This window comes from Exiguobacterium sp. SH1S21 (assembly GCF_004337175.1).
In the GTDB taxonomy this organism is placed as follows: domain Bacteria; phylum Bacillota; class Bacilli; order Exiguobacteriales; family Exiguobacteriaceae; genus Exiguobacterium; species Exiguobacterium aurantiacum_A.
Genome location: NZ_SJUY01000008.1, coordinates 83,458 through 101,175, shown reverse-complemented (window position 1 = coordinate 101,175; position 17,718 = coordinate 83,458). Strand labels below are relative to the sequence as shown.

Annotated in this window: 18 protein-coding genes and 1 riboswitch; of the genes, 8 read left to right on the top strand and 10 right to left on the bottom strand. The window is 52.0% G+C overall.

Going from position 1 to position 17,718, the window contains the following annotated elements; translation table 11 throughout:
- Nucleotides 1-78: 78 nt before the first annotated feature.
- Nucleotides 79-184, bottom strand: a riboswitch (SAM riboswitch).
- A 452-nt stretch (nucleotides 185-636) separates the two neighbouring features.
- On the bottom strand, nucleotides 637-894 hold the full coding sequence (locus tag EVJ24_RS11645) for a thioredoxin family protein (RefSeq protein ID WP_131441425.1): 258 nt from the start codon (nucleotides 892-894) through the stop codon (nucleotides 637-639).
- A 190-nt stretch (nucleotides 895-1,084) separates the two neighbouring features.
- Here EVJ24_RS11645 and EVJ24_RS11640 point away from each other — a divergent pair, with 190 nt between their 5' ends.
- A complete protein-coding gene (locus EVJ24_RS11640; protein ID WP_071397924.1) occupies nucleotides 1,085-2,140 on the top strand; it encodes a PTS transporter subunit IIC in 1,056 nt (351 codons plus the stop codon).
- A gap of 43 nt (nucleotides 2,141-2,183) precedes the next feature.
- On the opposite strand, the gene gcvH is transcribed toward EVJ24_RS11640, so the two are convergent.
- From gcvH to EVJ24_RS11625, 3 genes are read right to left on the bottom strand one after another with little or no spacing between them, the layout of a single operon-like run.
- Entirely contained in the window at nucleotides 2,184-2,567 is a 384-nt protein-coding gene (gene gcvH, locus EVJ24_RS11635) for a glycine cleavage system protein GcvH (protein WP_071397925.1), read from the bottom strand.
- Between the two features lie 48 nt (nucleotides 2,568-2,615).
- A complete protein-coding gene (locus EVJ24_RS11630) occupies nucleotides 2,616-2,969 on the bottom strand; it encodes an arsenate reductase family protein (RefSeq protein ID WP_070328735.1) in 354 nt (117 codons plus the stop codon).
- 45 nt (nucleotides 2,970-3,014) lie between these two features.
- Nucleotides 3,015-3,743, bottom strand: coding sequence for a hypothetical protein (locus EVJ24_RS11625; protein WP_236637644.1), 729 nt, complete (start codon nucleotides 3,741-3,743; stop codon nucleotides 3,015-3,017).
- 253 nt (nucleotides 3,744-3,996) lie between these two features.
- On the opposite strand from EVJ24_RS11625, the gene tnpA reads away from it, so the two are divergent.
- Nucleotides 3,997-4,395 carry an IS200/IS605 family transposase gene (gene tnpA, locus EVJ24_RS11620; RefSeq protein WP_084812923.1) on the top strand — a complete coding sequence of 133 codons (399 nt, stop codon included), beginning with the start codon at nucleotides 3,997-3,999 and terminating at the stop codon, nucleotides 4,393-4,395.
- Nucleotides 4,396-4,399: 4 nt separating this feature from the next.
- Complete coding sequence (locus EVJ24_RS11615) at nucleotides 4,400-5,476, top strand: RNA-guided endonuclease InsQ/TnpB family protein (RefSeq protein ID WP_131441423.1); 1,077 nt, start codon at nucleotides 4,400-4,402, stop codon at nucleotides 5,474-5,476.
- Nucleotides 5,477-5,622: 146 nt separating this feature from the next.
- Here EVJ24_RS11615 and EVJ24_RS11610 read toward each other — a convergent pair whose 3' ends face one another.
- The 3 genes from EVJ24_RS11610 to EVJ24_RS11600 are packed head-to-tail and all read right to left on the bottom strand — an operon-like array spanning nucleotide 5,623 to nucleotide 11,024.
- On the bottom strand, nucleotides 5,623-7,407 hold the full coding sequence (locus EVJ24_RS11610; protein ID WP_070328732.1) for an acyl-CoA dehydrogenase family protein: 1,785 nt from the start codon (nucleotides 7,405-7,407) through the stop codon (nucleotides 5,623-5,625).
- Nucleotides 7,408-7,420: 13 nt separating this feature from the next.
- Nucleotides 7,421-8,593 (bottom strand): acetyl-CoA C-acetyltransferase, encoded by a 1,173-nt coding sequence (locus tag EVJ24_RS11605; RefSeq protein ID WP_016510281.1) that lies wholly within the window; start codon nucleotides 8,591-8,593, stop codon nucleotides 7,421-7,423.
- A 19-nt stretch (nucleotides 8,594-8,612) separates the two neighbouring features.
- Complete coding sequence (locus tag EVJ24_RS11600) at nucleotides 8,613-11,024, bottom strand: 3-hydroxyacyl-CoA dehydrogenase/enoyl-CoA hydratase family protein (RefSeq protein ID WP_131441422.1); 2,412 nt, start codon at nucleotides 11,022-11,024, stop codon at nucleotides 8,613-8,615.
- 214 nt (nucleotides 11,025-11,238) lie between these two features.
- On the opposite strand from EVJ24_RS11600, the gene EVJ24_RS11595 reads away from it, so the two are divergent.
- The 5 genes from EVJ24_RS11595 (at nucleotide 11,239) to EVJ24_RS11575 (ending at nucleotide 14,270) form a co-directional block, all read left to right on the top strand.
- Complete coding sequence (locus EVJ24_RS11595; RefSeq protein ID WP_131441421.1) at nucleotides 11,239-12,141, top strand: SDR family oxidoreductase; 903 nt, start codon at nucleotides 11,239-11,241, stop codon at nucleotides 12,139-12,141.
- 240 nt (nucleotides 12,142-12,381) lie between these two features.
- Nucleotides 12,382-12,828 (top strand): hypothetical protein, encoded by a 447-nt coding sequence (locus tag EVJ24_RS11590; RefSeq protein ID WP_131441420.1) that lies wholly within the window; start codon nucleotides 12,382-12,384, stop codon nucleotides 12,826-12,828.
- 95 nt (nucleotides 12,829-12,923) lie between these two features.
- Nucleotides 12,924-13,487: a YcxB family protein gene (locus tag EVJ24_RS11585; protein WP_161568752.1), complete on the top strand. Its 564-nt coding sequence runs from the start codon at nucleotides 12,924-12,926 to the stop codon at nucleotides 13,485-13,487.
- A gap of 33 nt (nucleotides 13,488-13,520) precedes the next feature.
- Nucleotides 13,521-13,790: a hypothetical protein gene (locus tag EVJ24_RS11580; protein WP_131441418.1), complete on the top strand. Its 270-nt coding sequence runs from the start codon at nucleotides 13,521-13,523 to the stop codon at nucleotides 13,788-13,790.
- Nucleotides 13,791-13,844: 54 nt separating this feature from the next.
- Nucleotides 13,845-14,270: a hypothetical protein gene (locus EVJ24_RS11575; protein ID WP_070328725.1), complete on the top strand. Its 426-nt coding sequence runs from the start codon at nucleotides 13,845-13,847 to the stop codon at nucleotides 14,268-14,270.
- A 59-nt stretch (nucleotides 14,271-14,329) separates the two neighbouring features.
- On the opposite strand, the gene EVJ24_RS11570 is transcribed toward EVJ24_RS11575, so the two are convergent.
- The 3 genes from EVJ24_RS11570 to EVJ24_RS11560 form a co-directional block, all read right to left on the bottom strand.
- Nucleotides 14,330-15,247: a proline dehydrogenase family protein gene (locus tag EVJ24_RS11570; protein WP_071397934.1), complete on the bottom strand. Its 918-nt coding sequence runs from the start codon at nucleotides 15,245-15,247 to the stop codon at nucleotides 14,330-14,332.
- Nucleotides 15,248-15,404: 157 nt separating this feature from the next.
- Nucleotides 15,405-16,076, bottom strand: a complete 672-nt coding sequence (trhA, locus tag EVJ24_RS11565; RefSeq protein ID WP_131441417.1) for a PAQR family membrane homeostasis protein TrhA — start codon at nucleotides 16,074-16,076, stop codon at nucleotides 15,405-15,407.
- Nucleotides 16,077-16,170: 94 nt separating this feature from the next.
- The gene (locus tag EVJ24_RS11560; protein WP_131441416.1) at nucleotides 16,171-17,613 is read right to left on the bottom strand and encodes a carbon starvation CstA family protein; all 1,443 of its coding nucleotides are present in this window, start codon (nucleotides 17,611-17,613) and stop codon (nucleotides 16,171-16,173) included.
- Nucleotides 17,614-17,718 lie beyond the last annotated feature (105 nt).

The window sequence follows — 17,718 nt, the reverse complement described above, 5'->3', positions numbered from 1 at the left end:
TACCTTTCCCTCCTGACAACAAAAAAAGTACACACGTTTGAGCAAACGTGCGTACTTTATCGGTACGGACAACGATTGCTCTCATCTTCCAAGGTTCTCACCTTGCTGGAATTAGCACCATTTCGGATTGCTCCGCGGTTGCTGGGCGTCATAGGGCCAGTCCCTCAGCCTCTCTTGATAAGAGTGTTGTTTATTCGATTAGCTTTATAATAGCGACACATTATTTTCATGTCAAACTATTTTGTGCGAAAAATCAAAAAAAGGTGCCATCCGAGGATGACACAGAACGTAGCACCTTGAGTCACGGAAGGACAACCCATAGATGAAACTCTTTTGCCCGATCAGAGTGTTCATCCTTATATGGGGGATTCAAGCCATCCATCACTCGGCCTTAGAACGTACCATGCGGTTACGCGGTAGGTGTCCCTGCGCTTGATTTTTTTGGGGGACAATCGAAGGGAAGGTCCACCTAAAAGTCGCGTAAAGTGATGCACCGGCTGTTCTAAAACGTCTTGATGGCTGGAGAATCTCGTCCTATATTGTGTTCAAGTAAGATGTTGTAATGAATATACCATTCGTGAACTTTCTGTGTCAACTGATTATTTAAAATTTTCTGATTATTCTAATCATCCTATCTCATTTAACGAAAGATAGGACGTGCTGCACGTTTTGGAACGCATATAATCGGTCTTCGACTTGGCCGTCTTTAAGCTTTAACAGCGCCGGGACGCTCATGACTTGATACGCTTCTAACTCTTGCGGGATAAAGTTGGCGTCCTGCTTGTCAATCGCGAGTGTCGGGTCGACCGCTTCGACGACGGCGAGCATCCGCTCGGCCACAGCGCATGTTCCACACATCGGGGCGTATATATATAACAATCCGTCTGTAATCATTGTTCTCACCTCTTTTATAAGTATATGAATGTGAGCCGATCTGTTCAAAAGTTGTGCTCACCCCACGAATTTTCTGAATCGTTCAACATTTCCTGTTGACGCTTCACGAAAAGAGGCATAGTATGGTCATTAACTTTAACGCTTTCGTACATAACAGCGTATACGTAGAAAAGGACAGGTGAATCGACTTATGACGGAACAAACGAAACTGACAGGCAAACAATTTTTGATGAACGTATTGAACGGACTCAGTCTCGCTATTTTAATCGCCCTCATCCCGAGCGCGTTGCTCGGTGAATTAACGAAAGCCATCTTACCGTATTTTCCGTCTTTGCAGTTCATCTTAGACGCGACGACGATCGCGATGCGCCTACTCCCGGTCATCATCGGTGTCACCGTCGCGATGCAATTCGGACGCTCGGCGCTCGAGGCCGGGACGATCGGTATCGCGACCCAGGTCGGGAGCGGCGCTATCCGTATCGAGGAAGGCGCGTTCCTCATGGCGGGAATCGGCGACGTCATCACGGCCGGTGTGACCGCCGCCCTCGCGACATATATGGTCATGCAGCTGTCGCCACGCTTAAAGACGTACACCGTCCTGGTCTTACCAATGACGGTCATCGTCATCGCCGGCGGAATCGGCATGTTCTTACTCACGTACATCTCACAGATCACGACGTACATCGGCACAGTCATCATGACGATGACTGAACTCCAACCGATCGTGATGGGCATGTTGATCGCGATGGCGTTCTCGCTCATCATCGTCTCCCCGATCTCGACGGTCGGGATCGCGACGGCGATCAGTCTGTCCGGTGTTGCCGCCGGGGCCGCTAACCTCGGCGTCGTCGCAGCCGGTTTTGGTCTCGCTATCGCCGGGTGGCAGATGAACGCGACCGGGACGTCGCTCGCTCACTTCCTCGGCTCACCGAAAATTCAAATGGCGAACTTCGTCCGTCGTCCGATCATGATGCTCCCTGTGCTCGCGAACGCGGCCATTCTCGGGGCGCTCGCCGGTATCCTTCGTATCGAAGGAACACCGATCAGTGCCGGATTCGGTGTCTCTGGACTGATTGGACCTGTCAACGCCCTGCACTTGATGCCAGGCGGATTCGCGCTCTGGAACGTCATGCTCGTCATCGTCTTGTTCGGCCTCATTCCGGTGACGCTCGGGATTGTCTTCTATCGCCTGTTCAACCGGACATCACTCATCCAGCCTGAACATTACCGCCTCGACTTCGACTAAATCAAAAATCCCGGGTTCTCATAAAGAGAAACCGGGATTTTTGTTAGCCTTGAATCATCGTTTCATATTCTTCTGCCGACATGAGTTTGTCGACGTCCGTTGAATCGTTTAACTCGACTTCGATCATCCATGCGCCTTCGAACGGTGCTTCGTTGACGAGTTCCGGCGAATCCGCGAGTGATTCGTTTACCGCCGTGATTTTGCCAGAAATCGGTGCGTACAGTTCAGACACCGTCTTGACCGATTCGACCGAACCGAACGGCTCGTCGAGCAAAATCGTGCCGCCGACTTCAGGAAGTTCCACAAACACGATGTCCCCTAGTTCGCTTTGTGCGAAATCCGTGATCCCGATGCGGGCAACGCTTCCGTTCACTTCAACCCATTCGTGTTCTTTTGAATAACGTAGATTTGCAGGTACTTTGCTCATCATGACTTCCCCCTCAAATAAATTAGACTCACATGTGTATTATAGCACTTAGCCCCAAACGTCTGTAAATGACTTTTCTGAAAAACCGACCGTCGATTTTTGACCGTCCGTGACGATTGGACGCTTTAAAAGCATACCATTGCTGACTAAAAGCTCGATTTGTTCGTCTTCTGACAAATTCGGGAGCTTATCTTTAATGCCTTCGTTGCGGTACACTTGCCCGCTCGTATTGAAAAACTTTTTGAGCGGCAGCCCTGACTGTTGCCAGATCGACGCGAGTTCATCTTTTGACGGTGTCGCCTCGACGATATGAACGTATGTATACGCGACGTCGTTCTCCTTCAACCATTTCTCTGCCTTCTTACACGTACTGCATGGCGGATAGCCATATAGTGTCACCATATTTATCACCTCTTGTTTTACTGTAGCATACTCCATTCCCGCAAATCACGCTTCGAGCAAGCGTGCGATTTCTCGCTTCAGCGTCGCGTTGAACGGGTGACGCGCTTCGATATAGCTCAGCATCGCCGCGGCCGCTTCGACCGACTTGCCGTAACCTGGAAGCCATTCGCTGAGCCCGGCGACGAGCTCCGGGTGCCGTATCTCGACCCGGCGCGTCGGATTGAACGGGTCGCCCGTCTCTCCATGTGCTTTCAACACGTTGTTGACGGCCGCGACTTGGATGAGTTCGAAGCCGGCGAGCTTCTCTCCGCGTCGTTCACGGAGCAGACCGACGTACAGGTTCGTCAGCGCCTCTTCGTAGCAATACGCTGCGTCTCGGACGTCCGTGACGAGCTTAGGCGTCGCAAACGATTCGAGCGCTTCATCCCGTTTCCAGACGATCCGTCCCGGGGTATAGGCGATGTGTGGCATCTCGAACAGTTCGAACACGGCGAACTCCCCGTAAATACCGTCCGCGTACATGATCTTGTGGCCGTCTTTCGTGTTTTGGAATTGGTAAGCGATCGGTTCAACCTCGAGCCAGTCCAAGTTGTCGATGAAGCGGGTTTTTCGTCCGTCCTCGACGATCAAAAAGAAATCGAGGTCGGAGTAGTCGTCGAGCCGCTCGGTCTCGAGGCCAATCGAACCGAGGGCGAGCAGCATCAGCGCCCCTTCTTGTTTCGCGACCAAACGCCCGATTCGTTCCATTCGTTCCAACAGTTGATCTCGTCTCATAAACATTCCTCCTTTTCCTCATTGTACGTTCTGATCAAACGAAAAAGAAAGGGCTGACCGCGTCCGGCCACCCCTCCCTGTTCGAGAAATTTTTATTACAGAATTTGCGAACGAGAAAGCCCACTCCTTTAGTGGTGGGATGAACGTGAGCTTGATTTCGGAGTCCCGTTAGTCGGAACTTCAGAAATCAACAAGCAGAATCTTATCCCGATAAAATGTATCACTCTAATAAATCTAATGATACAATGGACGTATGAACAACTACAGAAGAACCAAAACCACCGTATCGATGATCCATTATCATTTCGTGTTCTGCCCGAGGTATCGCCGAAAACTATTTGATGACGATACGTTCGAGCAACGATTCAAAGAGATCGTCCGTGATGTCTGCGAAGAGCTCGACATTCGACTCATCTCCATCGCGTGTGATCGGGACCACACACATCTATTCTTGTCGGCGTTGCCATCCCTCAGCCCGTCTGACATCATGGCGCGCATCAAAGGCGTCTCGTCGAAGCGACTACGAGAGGAATTTCCCCATCTCACACATCTCACAAGCCTTTGGACGAGATCCTTCTTCGTCTCGACGGCCGGAAATGTTTCCAGCGAGACCATCAAGCGTTATGTCGAGGAACAAAAGACAAGGAGGTGACACCGTGTCGCAGACATTGACGGTGAACATCAAACTTCATCCGACAAAAGAGCAACAATCGATCTTAGAGCGGATGATGCGCACCTACATCGGCACGACGAACCAGCTCGTCTCGGACATGGTGCAGGCTCGAGAAAACTTAAAGCTGACGAGCAAAAACGTGAGTTCCGATCTGCCGAGCGCCGTCAAGAATCAGGCCATCCAGGATGCGAAGAGCATGTTCAAAAAGGCGAAGAAGAAGGGCTTCCATGTCGTCCCTGTCCTCAAGAAGCCGTACTGCACCTGGAACAACCAAAACTACTCGTTCGACTTCGAGTCGATCTCTCTTCCAATCATGATCGACGGCAACGTCAAGAAGACGGCGATCCGCGCCGAGATGGTCGACCCGGACAACCGGAACGCCACGCTCCTCGCCAACAAGCTCGGGACGCTCCGCATCATCAAGAAGTCGAACAAGTGGATCGCCCAGATCGCCGTCACGATCCCCACGACGGAGAAGGGGGGCACCAACGTGCTCGGGGTCGACCTCGGCCTGAAAGTCCCCGCCGTCGCATCGACAGATCGTGACAAGGCGCGGTTCTTCGGGAACGGGCGTGAGAACAAGTATATGAAGCGCAAGTTTCGTGCGAAACGGAAAGAGCTCGGTCAACAGAAGAAACTGGATGCGATCAAGAAGCTGAACAACAAAGAACAGCGCTGGATGAAAGACAAAGATCACAAGGTGAGCCGTGAGATCGTCGACTTCGCGAAAGAGAACAAGATTTCTGTCATCCGCCTCGAAAGATTGGCGAACATCCGACAGACGGCAAGAACAAGCCGTAAACACAACAAGAACCTGCACACCTGGTCGTTCTATCGCTTGGCACTATTCATCACGTACAAGGCAAAGCTCGAAGGCATCAAGGTCGAATCTGTCAATCCGGCCTACACCTCCCAGACATGCCCTTCTTGTGGAGCAAAAAATAAAGCGAAAGACCGAACATATTCCTGTCCGTGCGGATTCAAAAAACACAGAGATCTAGTCGGTGCGATGAATATCCGATACGCACCTGTGGTCGATGGTAACAGTCGACCAGCCTGAGAACCTATACGGTCTGTCTCAGGAGGGGTGATGGCACACCCTCATCTGAAGGCTTGAACAAAACAGAAATGGACTGCGTTCGCACAAGCACTTCAGAATCCCACTCATACCGAAGGGGTGAGCTTGCGGCTTTAGCCGTGGGAGTGTCAAACGATGAACTTGTTCGCTTTGATGAGGCTCGCTGCGACTTCGCGCTTCGTGCCGATGACGTTGATTGGCTGATAGCGGCTGAACTTCTTCATCGCCGAGAGCAACATCCGTTGCTCGTCGCCTGACGCTGCCGCGTACAACACTTCTTTCGCCATGAGCTCGACTTGCTTGAACACTTGCTCGGCGAAGATTTCCGTGTAACGTACTTTTTGTTGGTTCTTATCGATACCAGTCCGAGCAATCGCTTTATCCGTCCGCGCAATCGCCGCTTCAAGCGCATAGATAGCGCTGATGATGTCGGCGAGCTTGGCGAGGATCTCTTGCTCGTTTTGGAGGTTCTGCTGGTATTTCTGGACGGCTGTCCCTGCGATCATCAAGTTGATCTTCTTCATGTTCGATAGAAGCATCTTCTCGCGCGCGAGCGGTGAACCGTCGAGCTCTTGCGGCATATAGCTCATGAGCTCTTTTTGGAGCTTCTGTGCTTCGGCGAGGAGTGGCAAGTCGCCTTTCATCGCTTTCTTGAGGAGCGTGCTCGGGACGATCAAGCGGTTGATTTCGTTCGTTCCTTCGAAGATCCGGTTGATCCGTGAGTCACGGTACAAGTTTTCGACCTCGTACTCGGTCATGAAGCCGTAGCCGCCGTGAATTTGAACGGCTTCGTCGACGACGTAGTCGAACGTCTCAGACGCGAACACTTTGTTGAGCGAGCATTCGATCGCATACTCCGCGATCGATTGGGCGACTTTCGAGCCGTCGCGCATGTTCTCGTCACCAAGCGCGTCGAGGCTGTCTTGGAACAAGCCGCCTGTGCGGTAGACCGAGCTCTCCATCGCGTAAATGTTCGCCGCCATCGTCGCTAATTTTTCTTGGATGAGCGGGAACTGGCTGATCGGCGTCTTGAACTGCTTGCGCTCGTTCGCGTATTGGACCGAGAGATCGAATGCACGTTTTGATGAACCGACCGCTCCGACCGCGAGTTTGTAACGACCGACGTTCAAGATGTTGAAGGCGATGACGTGCCCTTTACCGACTTCACCTAACAGGTTATCGACCGGGACTTCGACGTCTTGTAAAATGAGCGTCCGCGTCGACGATCCTTTAATGCCCATCTTCTGCTCTTCAGCACCTGTCGAGACGCCGTTGTAGTCGCGTTCGACGATGAAGGCGCTGAACTTGTCGCCGTCAATTTTCGCGTAGACGACGAACACGTTAGCGAAGCCTGCGTTCGTGATCCATTGTTTCTCACCGTTCAAGACGTAGTGCGTTCCAGCCTCGTTCAAGACAGCTGTCGACTTCGCGCCGAGCGCGTCCGACCCTGAGCCTGGCTCTGTGAGCGCGTACGCTGCGATCCATTCGCCCGTTGCGAGCTTCGGCAAGTACTTATGCTTTTGCTCTTCTGTTCCGAAGAAGACGATCGGAAGCGTCCCGATCCCGACGTGAGCGCCGTAACTGAGGGCGAACGAACGGGCTTTGGCGAACCGTTCCGTGATGATCGATGACGAGATCTTGTCGAGCTGATAACCGCCGTACTCTTCAGGTACATCGGCACCGAGCAAACCGAGTTCGCCCGCTTCTTTCAACAGTTCGACCGAGAGATCGAACTCATGTTTTTCGATGCGTCCAAGTACCGGCATGACACGGTCGTCGACGAAACTCGACGTCGTGTCCCCGATCATCTTATGCTCGTCTGAAAAGTCTTCCGGTGTGAAGAGACGATCCGCGTCGAGTGCGTCAATGACAAAGCTACCGCCTTTAATCAATTCGTGTTCTGTACGTTCCATAGTCATTTCCCCCTTATAGTAATTCGAAGACGCCAGCAGCGCCCATTCCGCCACCGATGCACATCGTGACAACCCCATATTTCTCATTGCGTCGTTTCATTTCATGCAGAATCGATACCGCTAGTTTCGCGCCCGTACAACCGAGTGGATGGCCGAGGGCGATCGCGCCGCCGTTGACGTTCACTTTGGACGGGTCGATGCCGAGTTCACGGATGACGCCGAGTGATTGGCTCGCGAACGCCTCGTTCAACTCGAACAATCCGACTTCTTCAAGCTTCACGCCAGCCATCTCTAACGCTTTCGGGATGGCGACGACCGGTCCGATCCCCATCACTTCCGGGCGGACCCCGCCGACTGCGAACGAGAGGAACTTCGCCATCGGCTTCAAGCCTTGGCGTTCCGCCTCTTCCCGCTCCATGACGAGCACGGCTGCAGCTCCGTCTGATACTTGTGACGCGTTACCGGCTGTGACCGATCCTTTGATTTTGAAAGCTGGACGCAATTTGCCGAGTGCTTCGACCGTCGAGTTAGCCCGGACGCCTTCGTCGTGCTTGACGACGAATTCACGCTCCGCGACTTTCCCATCTTCACCGAGGACGTGCTCGATGACCGTCACCGGCACGATCTCTTCTTCGAACTTGCCGCCCGCGATCGCAGCCGCCGCTTTTTGATGGCTGTCGATGGCGAACAAGTCCTGGTCAACTCGTGAGATGTTGTACTCGGCCGCTACGCGCTCAGCCGTGTGTCCCATGCTCATGTAATACTCAGGCGCCGTCTCCATGATCGTCGGGTTCGGACGGATGACGTGTCCACCCATCGGGACGAGACTCATCGATTCCATTCCGCCGGCAATGATTGCCGTCGCTTGACCGATCATGATCTTCGCTGCCGCGTCCGCGATTGCTTGAAGGCCTGACGAGCAGTAACGGTTGATCGTGACGGCGGGTACTTCGTGTGATAGTCCACCGCGTACGGCCGCATAACGGGCGATGTTCATCCCTTGCTCCGCTTCCGGCATGGCGCATCCCATGATGACGTCGTCAATCGGTCCCGTGTATCCCGACCGCTCGAGCGTCGCTTTGATGGCGTGACCTGCGAGCTCGTCCGAACGAACGTTTCGGAACGACCCGCGTTTTGCTTTTCCGACCGGTGTTCGTGCACCGGCCACGATGACTGCTTCTCTCATCTGTTAAGTCCCCCTTTTGTCAGTTCCGAAGTGGTTTGCCTTTGACGAGCATATGTTGCATCCGTTGTTGCGATTTCGGTTCTCCGATGAGGCTCAAGAACGCCTCACGCTCGATGTCGAGGAAGTATTGCTCGTCGACCATCGTGCCGTATGCCAAATCGCCGCCGCTGATGACGTGGGCAAGTTTTTTGGCGATCTTCAAGTCGTGCTCTGAAATATAACCACCGTAGAACATCTCGTACGCTGCGAGTTCGAGCGTCGCTTTCCCGGTTCGACCGACGACCGGCAACTTCTCGCGCATCGGCGCGACGTATCCGTCTGTAAGTCCAAGGACGGTTTGTTTCGCGTCGAACGTCAAGTGGTCACGGTTCATCGAGATGCCGTCGACCGGACGATGATAGCCGAGCGCTTTCGCGTCGTACGCCGACTTCGATACTTTCGCCATCGCGATGTTCTCGAACGTCTGCTGTGCCGCCTTCTCGATGTTTTGCATCGATTTTGGCGTCTGTTCAAGTAGACGACGGTACGTGTTGACGTTGCCGCCGCCGCCAGGGATGAGGCCGACACCGACTTCGACGAGTCCCATGTACGTTTCGAGCGCCGCTTGCATGCGTGCTGCCGGCAAACTGATCTCCGTGCCGCCTCCGAGTGTCATGCCGTAAGGTGCGACGACGACCGGGCGACCTGCGTAACGGATTTTTTGAACGACTTGTTGGAACTTGTTGATGATCCAGTCGAGCTCATACCAGTTCTCGTCTTCCGCTTCCATGAGCATCATCGCGAGGTTGGCGCCGACGCAGAAGTTTTTACCATCGTTGGCGAGGACGAGTCCTTTGAAGTCTTGCTCGACGAGGTCGATCGATTGCTCGATCATCTGCATGATGTCGACCCCGATCGCGTTGTTCGGTGACGTGAACTCGAGGGCGACGACGTCGTCACCGATATCGATGAGGCGAGCCCCGCCGTTCTCGAGGATGATCCCGTTCGACTTGGCGAGCGGTGCAAGTTTCAATTCTTTCGGGTTGACGGTCTTCTCGACGTACGTCCCAGACGCTTGATCGTAATACTGGTCCCCTTTATTGAAGGAAGTGTGTCCGGCAGCGAGCATCTCATCGATCCACGCCGGGACGGCATATCCTTCCGCTTTCATGCGTGCGACCGATTTTTCGACACCGAGTGCGTCCCATGTCTCGAACGGTCCGAACTTCCAACCGAATCCCCACTTCATCGCGTCATCGATGGCGACGATCGAGTCACTGATCTCACCTGTGAGTCGTGCCGAGTAGACGAGCGTCTTCGCCGTCACCGGCCAGAGCAACTGTCCGACGCGTCCCTTGTTCAAGATCGCGCCTTTCAGTTTCGCTTTCGAGCCTGGGAGCGACTTGATTTGGTCGAGCTCAGGTCCTGTAATCGCTTTCAATTGTTCGTACTCAAACGTGCTCAAGTTGAGTTCCTGGATGACTTTCCCGTCTTTCTTATAGAACCCTTGACCAGACTTTTGTCCGATCCAACCTTTTTCGACGAGCGTCTTCATTTCAGCAGGGACATCGAACGTATCTTTCTCCTCGCCCGCTTCGAGCGCCTCATAGACGTTCCCGGCGACGTGGACGAACGTGTCGATACCGACGACGTCGAGTGTACGGAATGTCGCTGATTTCGGACGACCGATGAGCGGTCCTGTGATCGAGTCCATCTCGCCGATCGTCGCGTTCTGTTTCAACATCTCCTCGAACGTGACGAGCAGGCCGTACGTGCCGATGCGGTTACCGATGAAGTTCGGCGTGTCTTTCGCCTCGACGACGCCTTTACCGAGACGGTCCTCAGCAAAGCGGGCCATGAAATCGATGACCGGGCGCGCCGTCTTCTCCGTCGGGATGAGTTCGAGCAGCTTCAAGTAGCGCGGCGGGTTGAAGAAGTGCGTCCCGAGGAAGCGTGACTTCAAACCTTCCGGCAAGGCGCTCGCCATCGCTTCGATCGAGATCCCAGACGTGTTCGAGCTGAGTATCGCGTCTTCGCGGATGTAAGGTGCGATTTTGTCGAATAATTGTTGTTTCACGTCGAGCCGTTCGACGATGACTTCGATGACCCAGTCGGCTTCTTTCAATCGTTCGAGATCATCTTCTAAGTTCCCGACCTCGATGAAGTTCAAGTGTTCCGCCGTCGCGAGCGGTGCCGGATTTTGTTTCAACAACTTGTGACGGTTCTCGGACGCGATCCGATTCCGTACTTCCGGTGATTCGAGCGTGAGCCCTTTCGCTTCTTCTTGCGCCGTCAATTCACGTGGTACGATGTCGAGCATGAGCGAACGAACCCCCGCGTTCGCCAAATGGGCCGCAATCCCCGCCCCCATTACTCCTGAACCGATGACGACCGCAAAACGGATATTGCTCGTCAAACGGAGGTCGGCTGATTGTTCGATGTGACTCGTCATATTGTTCCCCCCTCAATGAGAATGAATAGTGATTCATTTCACACGTAAAAAAAATCGCAATCACCATCGTGTTTACTCTTCTATCATAAATGAATGACAATTCATTCGCAAGCGTTCATTTTTCAAATTCATTCCATTTTTCTGATTTACGATTATTTTTTGATGTGTGTGGTATAGACACATTGAGTCAATTTTTGAAAGGGGACTAAACAATATGAGTGACAATCGTTTAAATACAGTCGGAAGCCGCAAGGATTTTGAATCGTTCAAGAAGGACGGACAAGCGCAAGCCCATCAACCGGGAATCGATTCGAAGATGGAGCCGTTCCCGATCTATGAGCGCGAAGGATACAAAGGAAGCGACAAATTGAAAGACAAAGTCGCCATCATCACGGGCGGTGACTCAGGGATCGGGAAATCGGTCGCTATTTTCTTCGCCCATGAAGGCGCAAACTCGGTCATCGTCTACAAAGACCAAAACGAGCTCGAGGACGCTGAAGCGACGAAAGAACGGATCGAAGAACTCGGTCAAGCGTGCCTGTTGCTGCAAGGTGACCTCGGTGATTCGGCGTTCTGCCAAGACGTCGTCAAACAGACGCTCGAGACGTTCGGCCACTTGGACGTGCTCGTCAACAACGCCGCCGAGCAACATCCGCAAGAGTCGCTCCTCGACATCTCGGACGACCAGCTCGAGCGGACGTTCCGGACGAACATCTTCAGCATGTTCTATTTGACGAAAGCGGCGCTCCCGTACTTGAACGAAGGCGCGAGCATCATCAATACGACGTCGATCACGGCGTATGAAGGCAACGACCAATTGATCGACTACGCGTCGACGAAAGGTGCGATCACATCGTTCACACGCTCGCTCGCCAAAAACTTGGCCGAGAAGAAGATCCGCGTCAACGGTGTCGCGCCAGGCCCGATTTGGACACCGCTCATCCCGGCGACTTTCCCGGCCGAGAAAGTCGCCACGTTCGGTGACTCTTCTGAGATGAAGCGTGCGGGCCAGCCGGCAGAGCTCGCCCCTGCTTACGTCTATCTCGCAAGCGACGATTCGACGTACGTCAGCGGACAGGTCATGCACGTCAACGGTGGTACGGTCATCAACGGATAATTTTGTAAGGCGGCCCAGTGTTCAGTCACTGGGTCTTTTTGTTGGAAAATTAACCCATCCTATGTTAGCGTTGTCTGTAGGAATTCGTCCGGTCATTTAGACGATTATACGGAAGAAAGGAGCCAACGCTTGATGATTCATTTTCAATTGACAAAAGATGATTTTTTCGCCTTACAAAAAAACTTCATCGAAAATTCCGATTACCATAAAAGAAGAGCTAGACACGTCACGATTGTATTGATGTTGCTTACAGTATTATGGGGATTCTTGCTCGCAATTTTTTTGTTACCTCAAACGATTTCTGTCCCCCTACTCCTCGGACTCGCCATCGGTTCAAGTTTGTTCCTAGCGCTTCTATTGTTCCCCTTCTTAAAAAAAGCGTATGTAAACATCACACTTTGGCAATTCCGCTATCTACTGAAACAAGAGACGAAATGGCCACGTGACATCACGTTGTACATCAACGAAAACGGGATTGAGCGCAATTCACTCCACAACAACGTCAATAAACGCCTTCAAGTCGCATGGGACGCGATTGAACGAGTGAGTGGGGACGAGACAAATCATTACCTGTACGTTGAGGCAAGAGAAACGATTGTTGTACCGAAGCAAAACCAAATGCTGAGCGAGACGGAGCAAAATACAATCAGTCATCTGTTACAAAAAAACGTAAATATCACACTCTAATCGCCTCAATCATCAAAGGACAGACATAATCTAACGTCTTCATGCAAGTCGATGGACGTACACGTATATTACCTGATCAGAAAGGAGTAGTTGAAATGGTCACCACGTATCAATTGACGCTTGAAGATTTTTTATCATTTCAAAACGACTTGCTTCTCCGTACAGATCAACATAATAGGAGCCGCAATCTGTGGGTAATTTGGATGCAAGTCATTGCATTTGCTCTCGGATTTGTATCAGTAATCTTTTTTGCACCTCGACCCGAGTCGACTAGCTTGTTTTTATTAATCGCGGTAGGTATGGGGATGTTGTTCGCGCTTTTGCTGAGACCGCTCCTAAAGGATCTGCACGCCCCAATCGCCCTCTGGCAAACTAGGCGTCTACTCAAAAAAAATGGTGCTTGGCCAAAAGACATCACGCTTCAACTTCATGATACTCACGTCGAGATGCATGCCGTTCGTGGCAAAGTCTATCGAACGACTCAAGTCCCTTGGAAATCTATTTTCAAAGTGAACGAGGATGAGACACATCGCTTTTTATATTATGAAGAAGACGAGGCCTTGATTATTCCAAAATCGAAAGCTAGAATCACTGAAGTCGAGCAAAGTGAAATTGACCGCTTATTAGAAAAACATCTTTTGACTAAAAGATCGATTTAATAGAGTGATATATTACTTTAGGAGGTACTGTACATGTTATCTTGGTTGGGCATAACGAACGAAAAGGAAACGGGGCGCAAGTTTTTCGGGAACGTACATAAGAAAACAATCACGTTCGTCTTGCTTTCGTCCCTTGTGATACTCTTCGGGGTGAAATCATTGTTGACTTATCTACTCCCAAAAGCAGCTCTCGCTGACCCCTTGGTTGCTGTACTGCCAGGTACAGTAGGCGCTCTTGTTGCTCTAGTGTATGTTCTAGTTATTGAACGACTCTTACAAGACAAGGCCGAACGTGGAAAGTAATATGTCATCTGACGAGTATACTAATGACTAATAGGTAAAACTGGAGGCCAATCGATGACAAACCAGCACAGCGATGATGAGTATGAAGCGTACGATGAAGACAGGTTAGAGTTCGATCCTTACTTTTCTCATGAGGCTAAAATGGAAGTCAGTCTGAATGCAGCTGGGGTCAATTTCGTCGGCAACGCAGAAGGCTATCTCGCCCTCGCGAGAATGTTTACGTTTTTAGCCGAAACACATATGTCCATTCGCATGGAAGAAAATCCTTCGCCTGATATAAATACTTCCTATGGGTATGGCCCGTATCATATGACCGATTACATCCGAGACAAGTTCATTCAAAATAAACAGTATGTATTTGACCCGGGTGCCTTGCATGATTCACATCCAGAACATGAAAAAGAGCTTTTCTTCTGGCTATCTGATCAAATCGGTCCAGATTTCTGGGTCGAAAATCGAGAAGATGACGAGCAGGAATAACGCCTCATAAGAACTCCATAAAAAAGCACACAAGTTCGATATGAACTTGTGTGCTTTTCTCATTTTTTGACCATTCCTTTTAACACGAACGCGACGTTCGCCGGACGTTCTGCGAGACGGCGCATGAAGTAACCATACCAGTCACGGCCGTATGGCACGTAGACACGGACTTTATAGCCTTGGCGGACGAGCTCGAGTTGACGCTCGACCCGGATGCCGTACAGCATTTGGAACTCGAACTGGTCGAGTGGGATGTTGTTCAATTTCACATGCTCGATGATGGCATCGATCATGTGGTCGTCATGGGTCGCGATAGAGGCGTAGTTCCCGTTCGCAAGATGGAGTTTGACGAGCTTCAAGTAGTTGTGGTCGACGTCTTCTTTCTCCGGGAAAGCGACCGTCGCCGGCTCTTTGTAAGCCCCTTTGACGATACGGAGGTTCGGCTTGAGCGGCGCGAGATGATTGATGTCGTCTTCCGAGCGGTACAAGTAAGATTGGATGACCGTCCCGAGTCCGTCAAAGTCCGCTTTCAACTTCTTGAACAAGTCGAGCGTCTTCTCGCAGCGCGACTCGTCTTCCATGTCGATGGCGACGAAAACGCCGACCGACTTGGCCGTCGTCAAGATTTGACGCATGTTGTCCTCGATCAACTCGTCCGAAATATCGAATCCGAGTGACGTCAGCTTGAGCGACATGTAGGCGTCGAGCTTCTCTTCGGCCATAATCTCGATGGCACGGATGATCTCGTCACGGTTCTGGTTCGCTTCGTGAACCGTCGTAATAAATTCCCCTAGATGGTCGACCGTGACCGATAACCCTTTCGCGTTCAGTTCGCGAATCGTCGGCACCGACGTCTTGAAATCTTCTCCCGCCACAAATCGTGACGCCCCGAACCGAAGCCCGTACTTTTTAGCCAAACTGTTGAGTGCTTTGTTTTGAGACATGTAAATAAATCCATCGCGTAACACTTTTTCCATCAGATTTTCCCCCTTGCGTATACACCCATCTATCTCTATGACGATGTCTGAAATTATTATGACATACAAACGGCAATCCGTCTGCTTTTTTGTAACCGTTTCCACCACGTCATTCGCCAACTTTACAAAAAAGCAGACGCCCTCACGGACGTCTGGTTCACAGGCCTGTATTCGGTGCGACGTAGAGCAAAATACTAAGGAAGACGAACACGCTCCCGGCGAGCACGAACAAGTGCCAAATCGCATGATTGAACGGCAGTTTCTGCCAGACGTAAAACACGATCCCGACCGAATAAGCGAGCCCACCAGCAAGCAGCAACATGAACCCTTGATGGCCGAGCGACTCGTAGAGCGGACGGATCACGATGATACAAATCCACCCGAGCCCAAGGTACGTCACGTTCGATACCCACATGTACTTCCCGGTCGAATACATTTTCCAGACGATGCCTAAGATGGCCACGCCCCAAACGATGCCGAATAACACCCATCCGAGCGTTCCCTGAAGCGACACGAGTGCGAACGGCGTGTAGCTCCCGGCAATCAATAAGTAAATCCCAGCGTGGTCGAACACTTGGAGCACCCGCTTCGCCCGTGGATGTGGGATCGCATGCATGAGCGTCGAGAACAAGTACAACAAGATCATCGATACCCCGAACACGCTCACCGCGATGACGTTGCCTGTGCTACCGGTCTCAGTCGCGGTCGTGACGAGTAGGACGAGAGCGACGATGCTGAAGATGACCCCTAGTCCGTGCGTGAAGGCGCTCGCGATTTCTTCTCCGAGCGTATCGGCATGGAGCATGTCTTTTAGTTTCTCTTGATCCATTCGGGTCCCACCTTTCTTTCCTTGCCTCTATTATGGATATTCCCCAATTTTGTTGCAAACAAAAACACGGGTCTGTAAAAACCCGTGTCCTCGATTAAGCGACTTCTTTCACCGGAACGTCACATTCCATATTTTGTGCCCGCATCGCCCGTGCGCGCATGTGGAACAAGACGAGCAGCGTCACTGTACCGATTGTCGAAATGACGTACGGGATCACCCCATCCATCTTGAAGCCGATCGGTGCTGTGAGAATGTAGAACCAAACCGCATATAGCATGAACGTCCCTGGAATAAGTGCGATCCAATGGTTGCGTCCTTTAATGTACAAGTACATCGCCCCGACGAACAAGGCGATGACCGCCGTCGTCTGGTTCGCCCAGTTGAAATACTGCCAAAGCATCTGGAAGTCCATATTCGTCAAAACATATGAGATCGCGAAGAGCGGAAGCGCAATCCAAAGACGTGATGCGAACTTTTTCTGTGCGATTTTCAAGTAGTCGGCGATAATCATCCGGGCACTGCGGAACGCCGTGTCGCCTGACGTGATCGGCAAGACGATGACGCCGAGAATGGCGAGCGTGCCGCCGATGCTGCCGAGCATGAGTGTCGCCACTTCCTGGACGACGAGTGCCGGAGTACCTGCGCTGATGAGTCCGAGCAACTCGCCTGGCTCAAAGATGGCCATCGCCGCTCCGGCCCAAATCATCGCGATGACGGCTTCGACGATCATCATGCCGTAGAAAATCGAACGGCCGTTGCTCTCTTTCATCGTCGTCCGCGAGATGATCGGCGACTGCGTCGCGTGGAAGCCTGAGAGTGCGCCGCACGAGATCGTGAAGAACAAGAGAGGCCAGATTGGCAAGCCGTCCGGGTGCATGTTCGTCAATGTCATCTCTGGGATTTGATAGCCTTGGACGAACAAGCTGACCCCGATCCCGATTGCGCTGATCATGAGGAGCGCCCCGAAGAACGGATAGATGCGGCCGATGATTTTGTCGACCGGGAGGAGCGTCGCTAAGATGTAATAAGCGAAAATCGCAAAGACGACGAACACGAGCGTCGACGCGTTGCCGTCGAACAAGTTGTTGATCATGTTACTCGGCGACGTGACGAACACTGTCCCGACAAGGAGCAGCAGTAACAGGGCGAACCCGTTGACGATATGGCGGAGCGAGCGACCGAGGAACTTCTCGGCGAGCTGCGGCAAGTGTGCCCCGTTGTTACGGAGCGAGATCATCCCCGTCAAATAGTCGTGCACGGCACCTGCGAAGATCGATCCGAAGACGATCCACAGGAATGCGACCGGACCGTAGAGCGCCCCCATGATTGGCCCAAAAATCGGACCGACGCCGGCGATGTTCAACAGTTGGATCATCGAGTTCCGCTTTTTCCCCATCGGCACGTAGTCGATGCCATCCTGCGACGCATAGGCGGGCGTCGTCCGCTCTTCCTTGATGCCGAACGTCTTTTCGACGTAACGGCCGTAGACGATGTACCCGACAATTAAAATAGCTAAGGCAATAAAGAATGTAATCATGTGTGATGTCCCCTTTTAAACTGTGTAGCCGATCCCCATCGGCCCCGAAAAATGAATCCTGATGTTTTACGCATATAATGTAAACGCTTTCGTGATTGATTATAC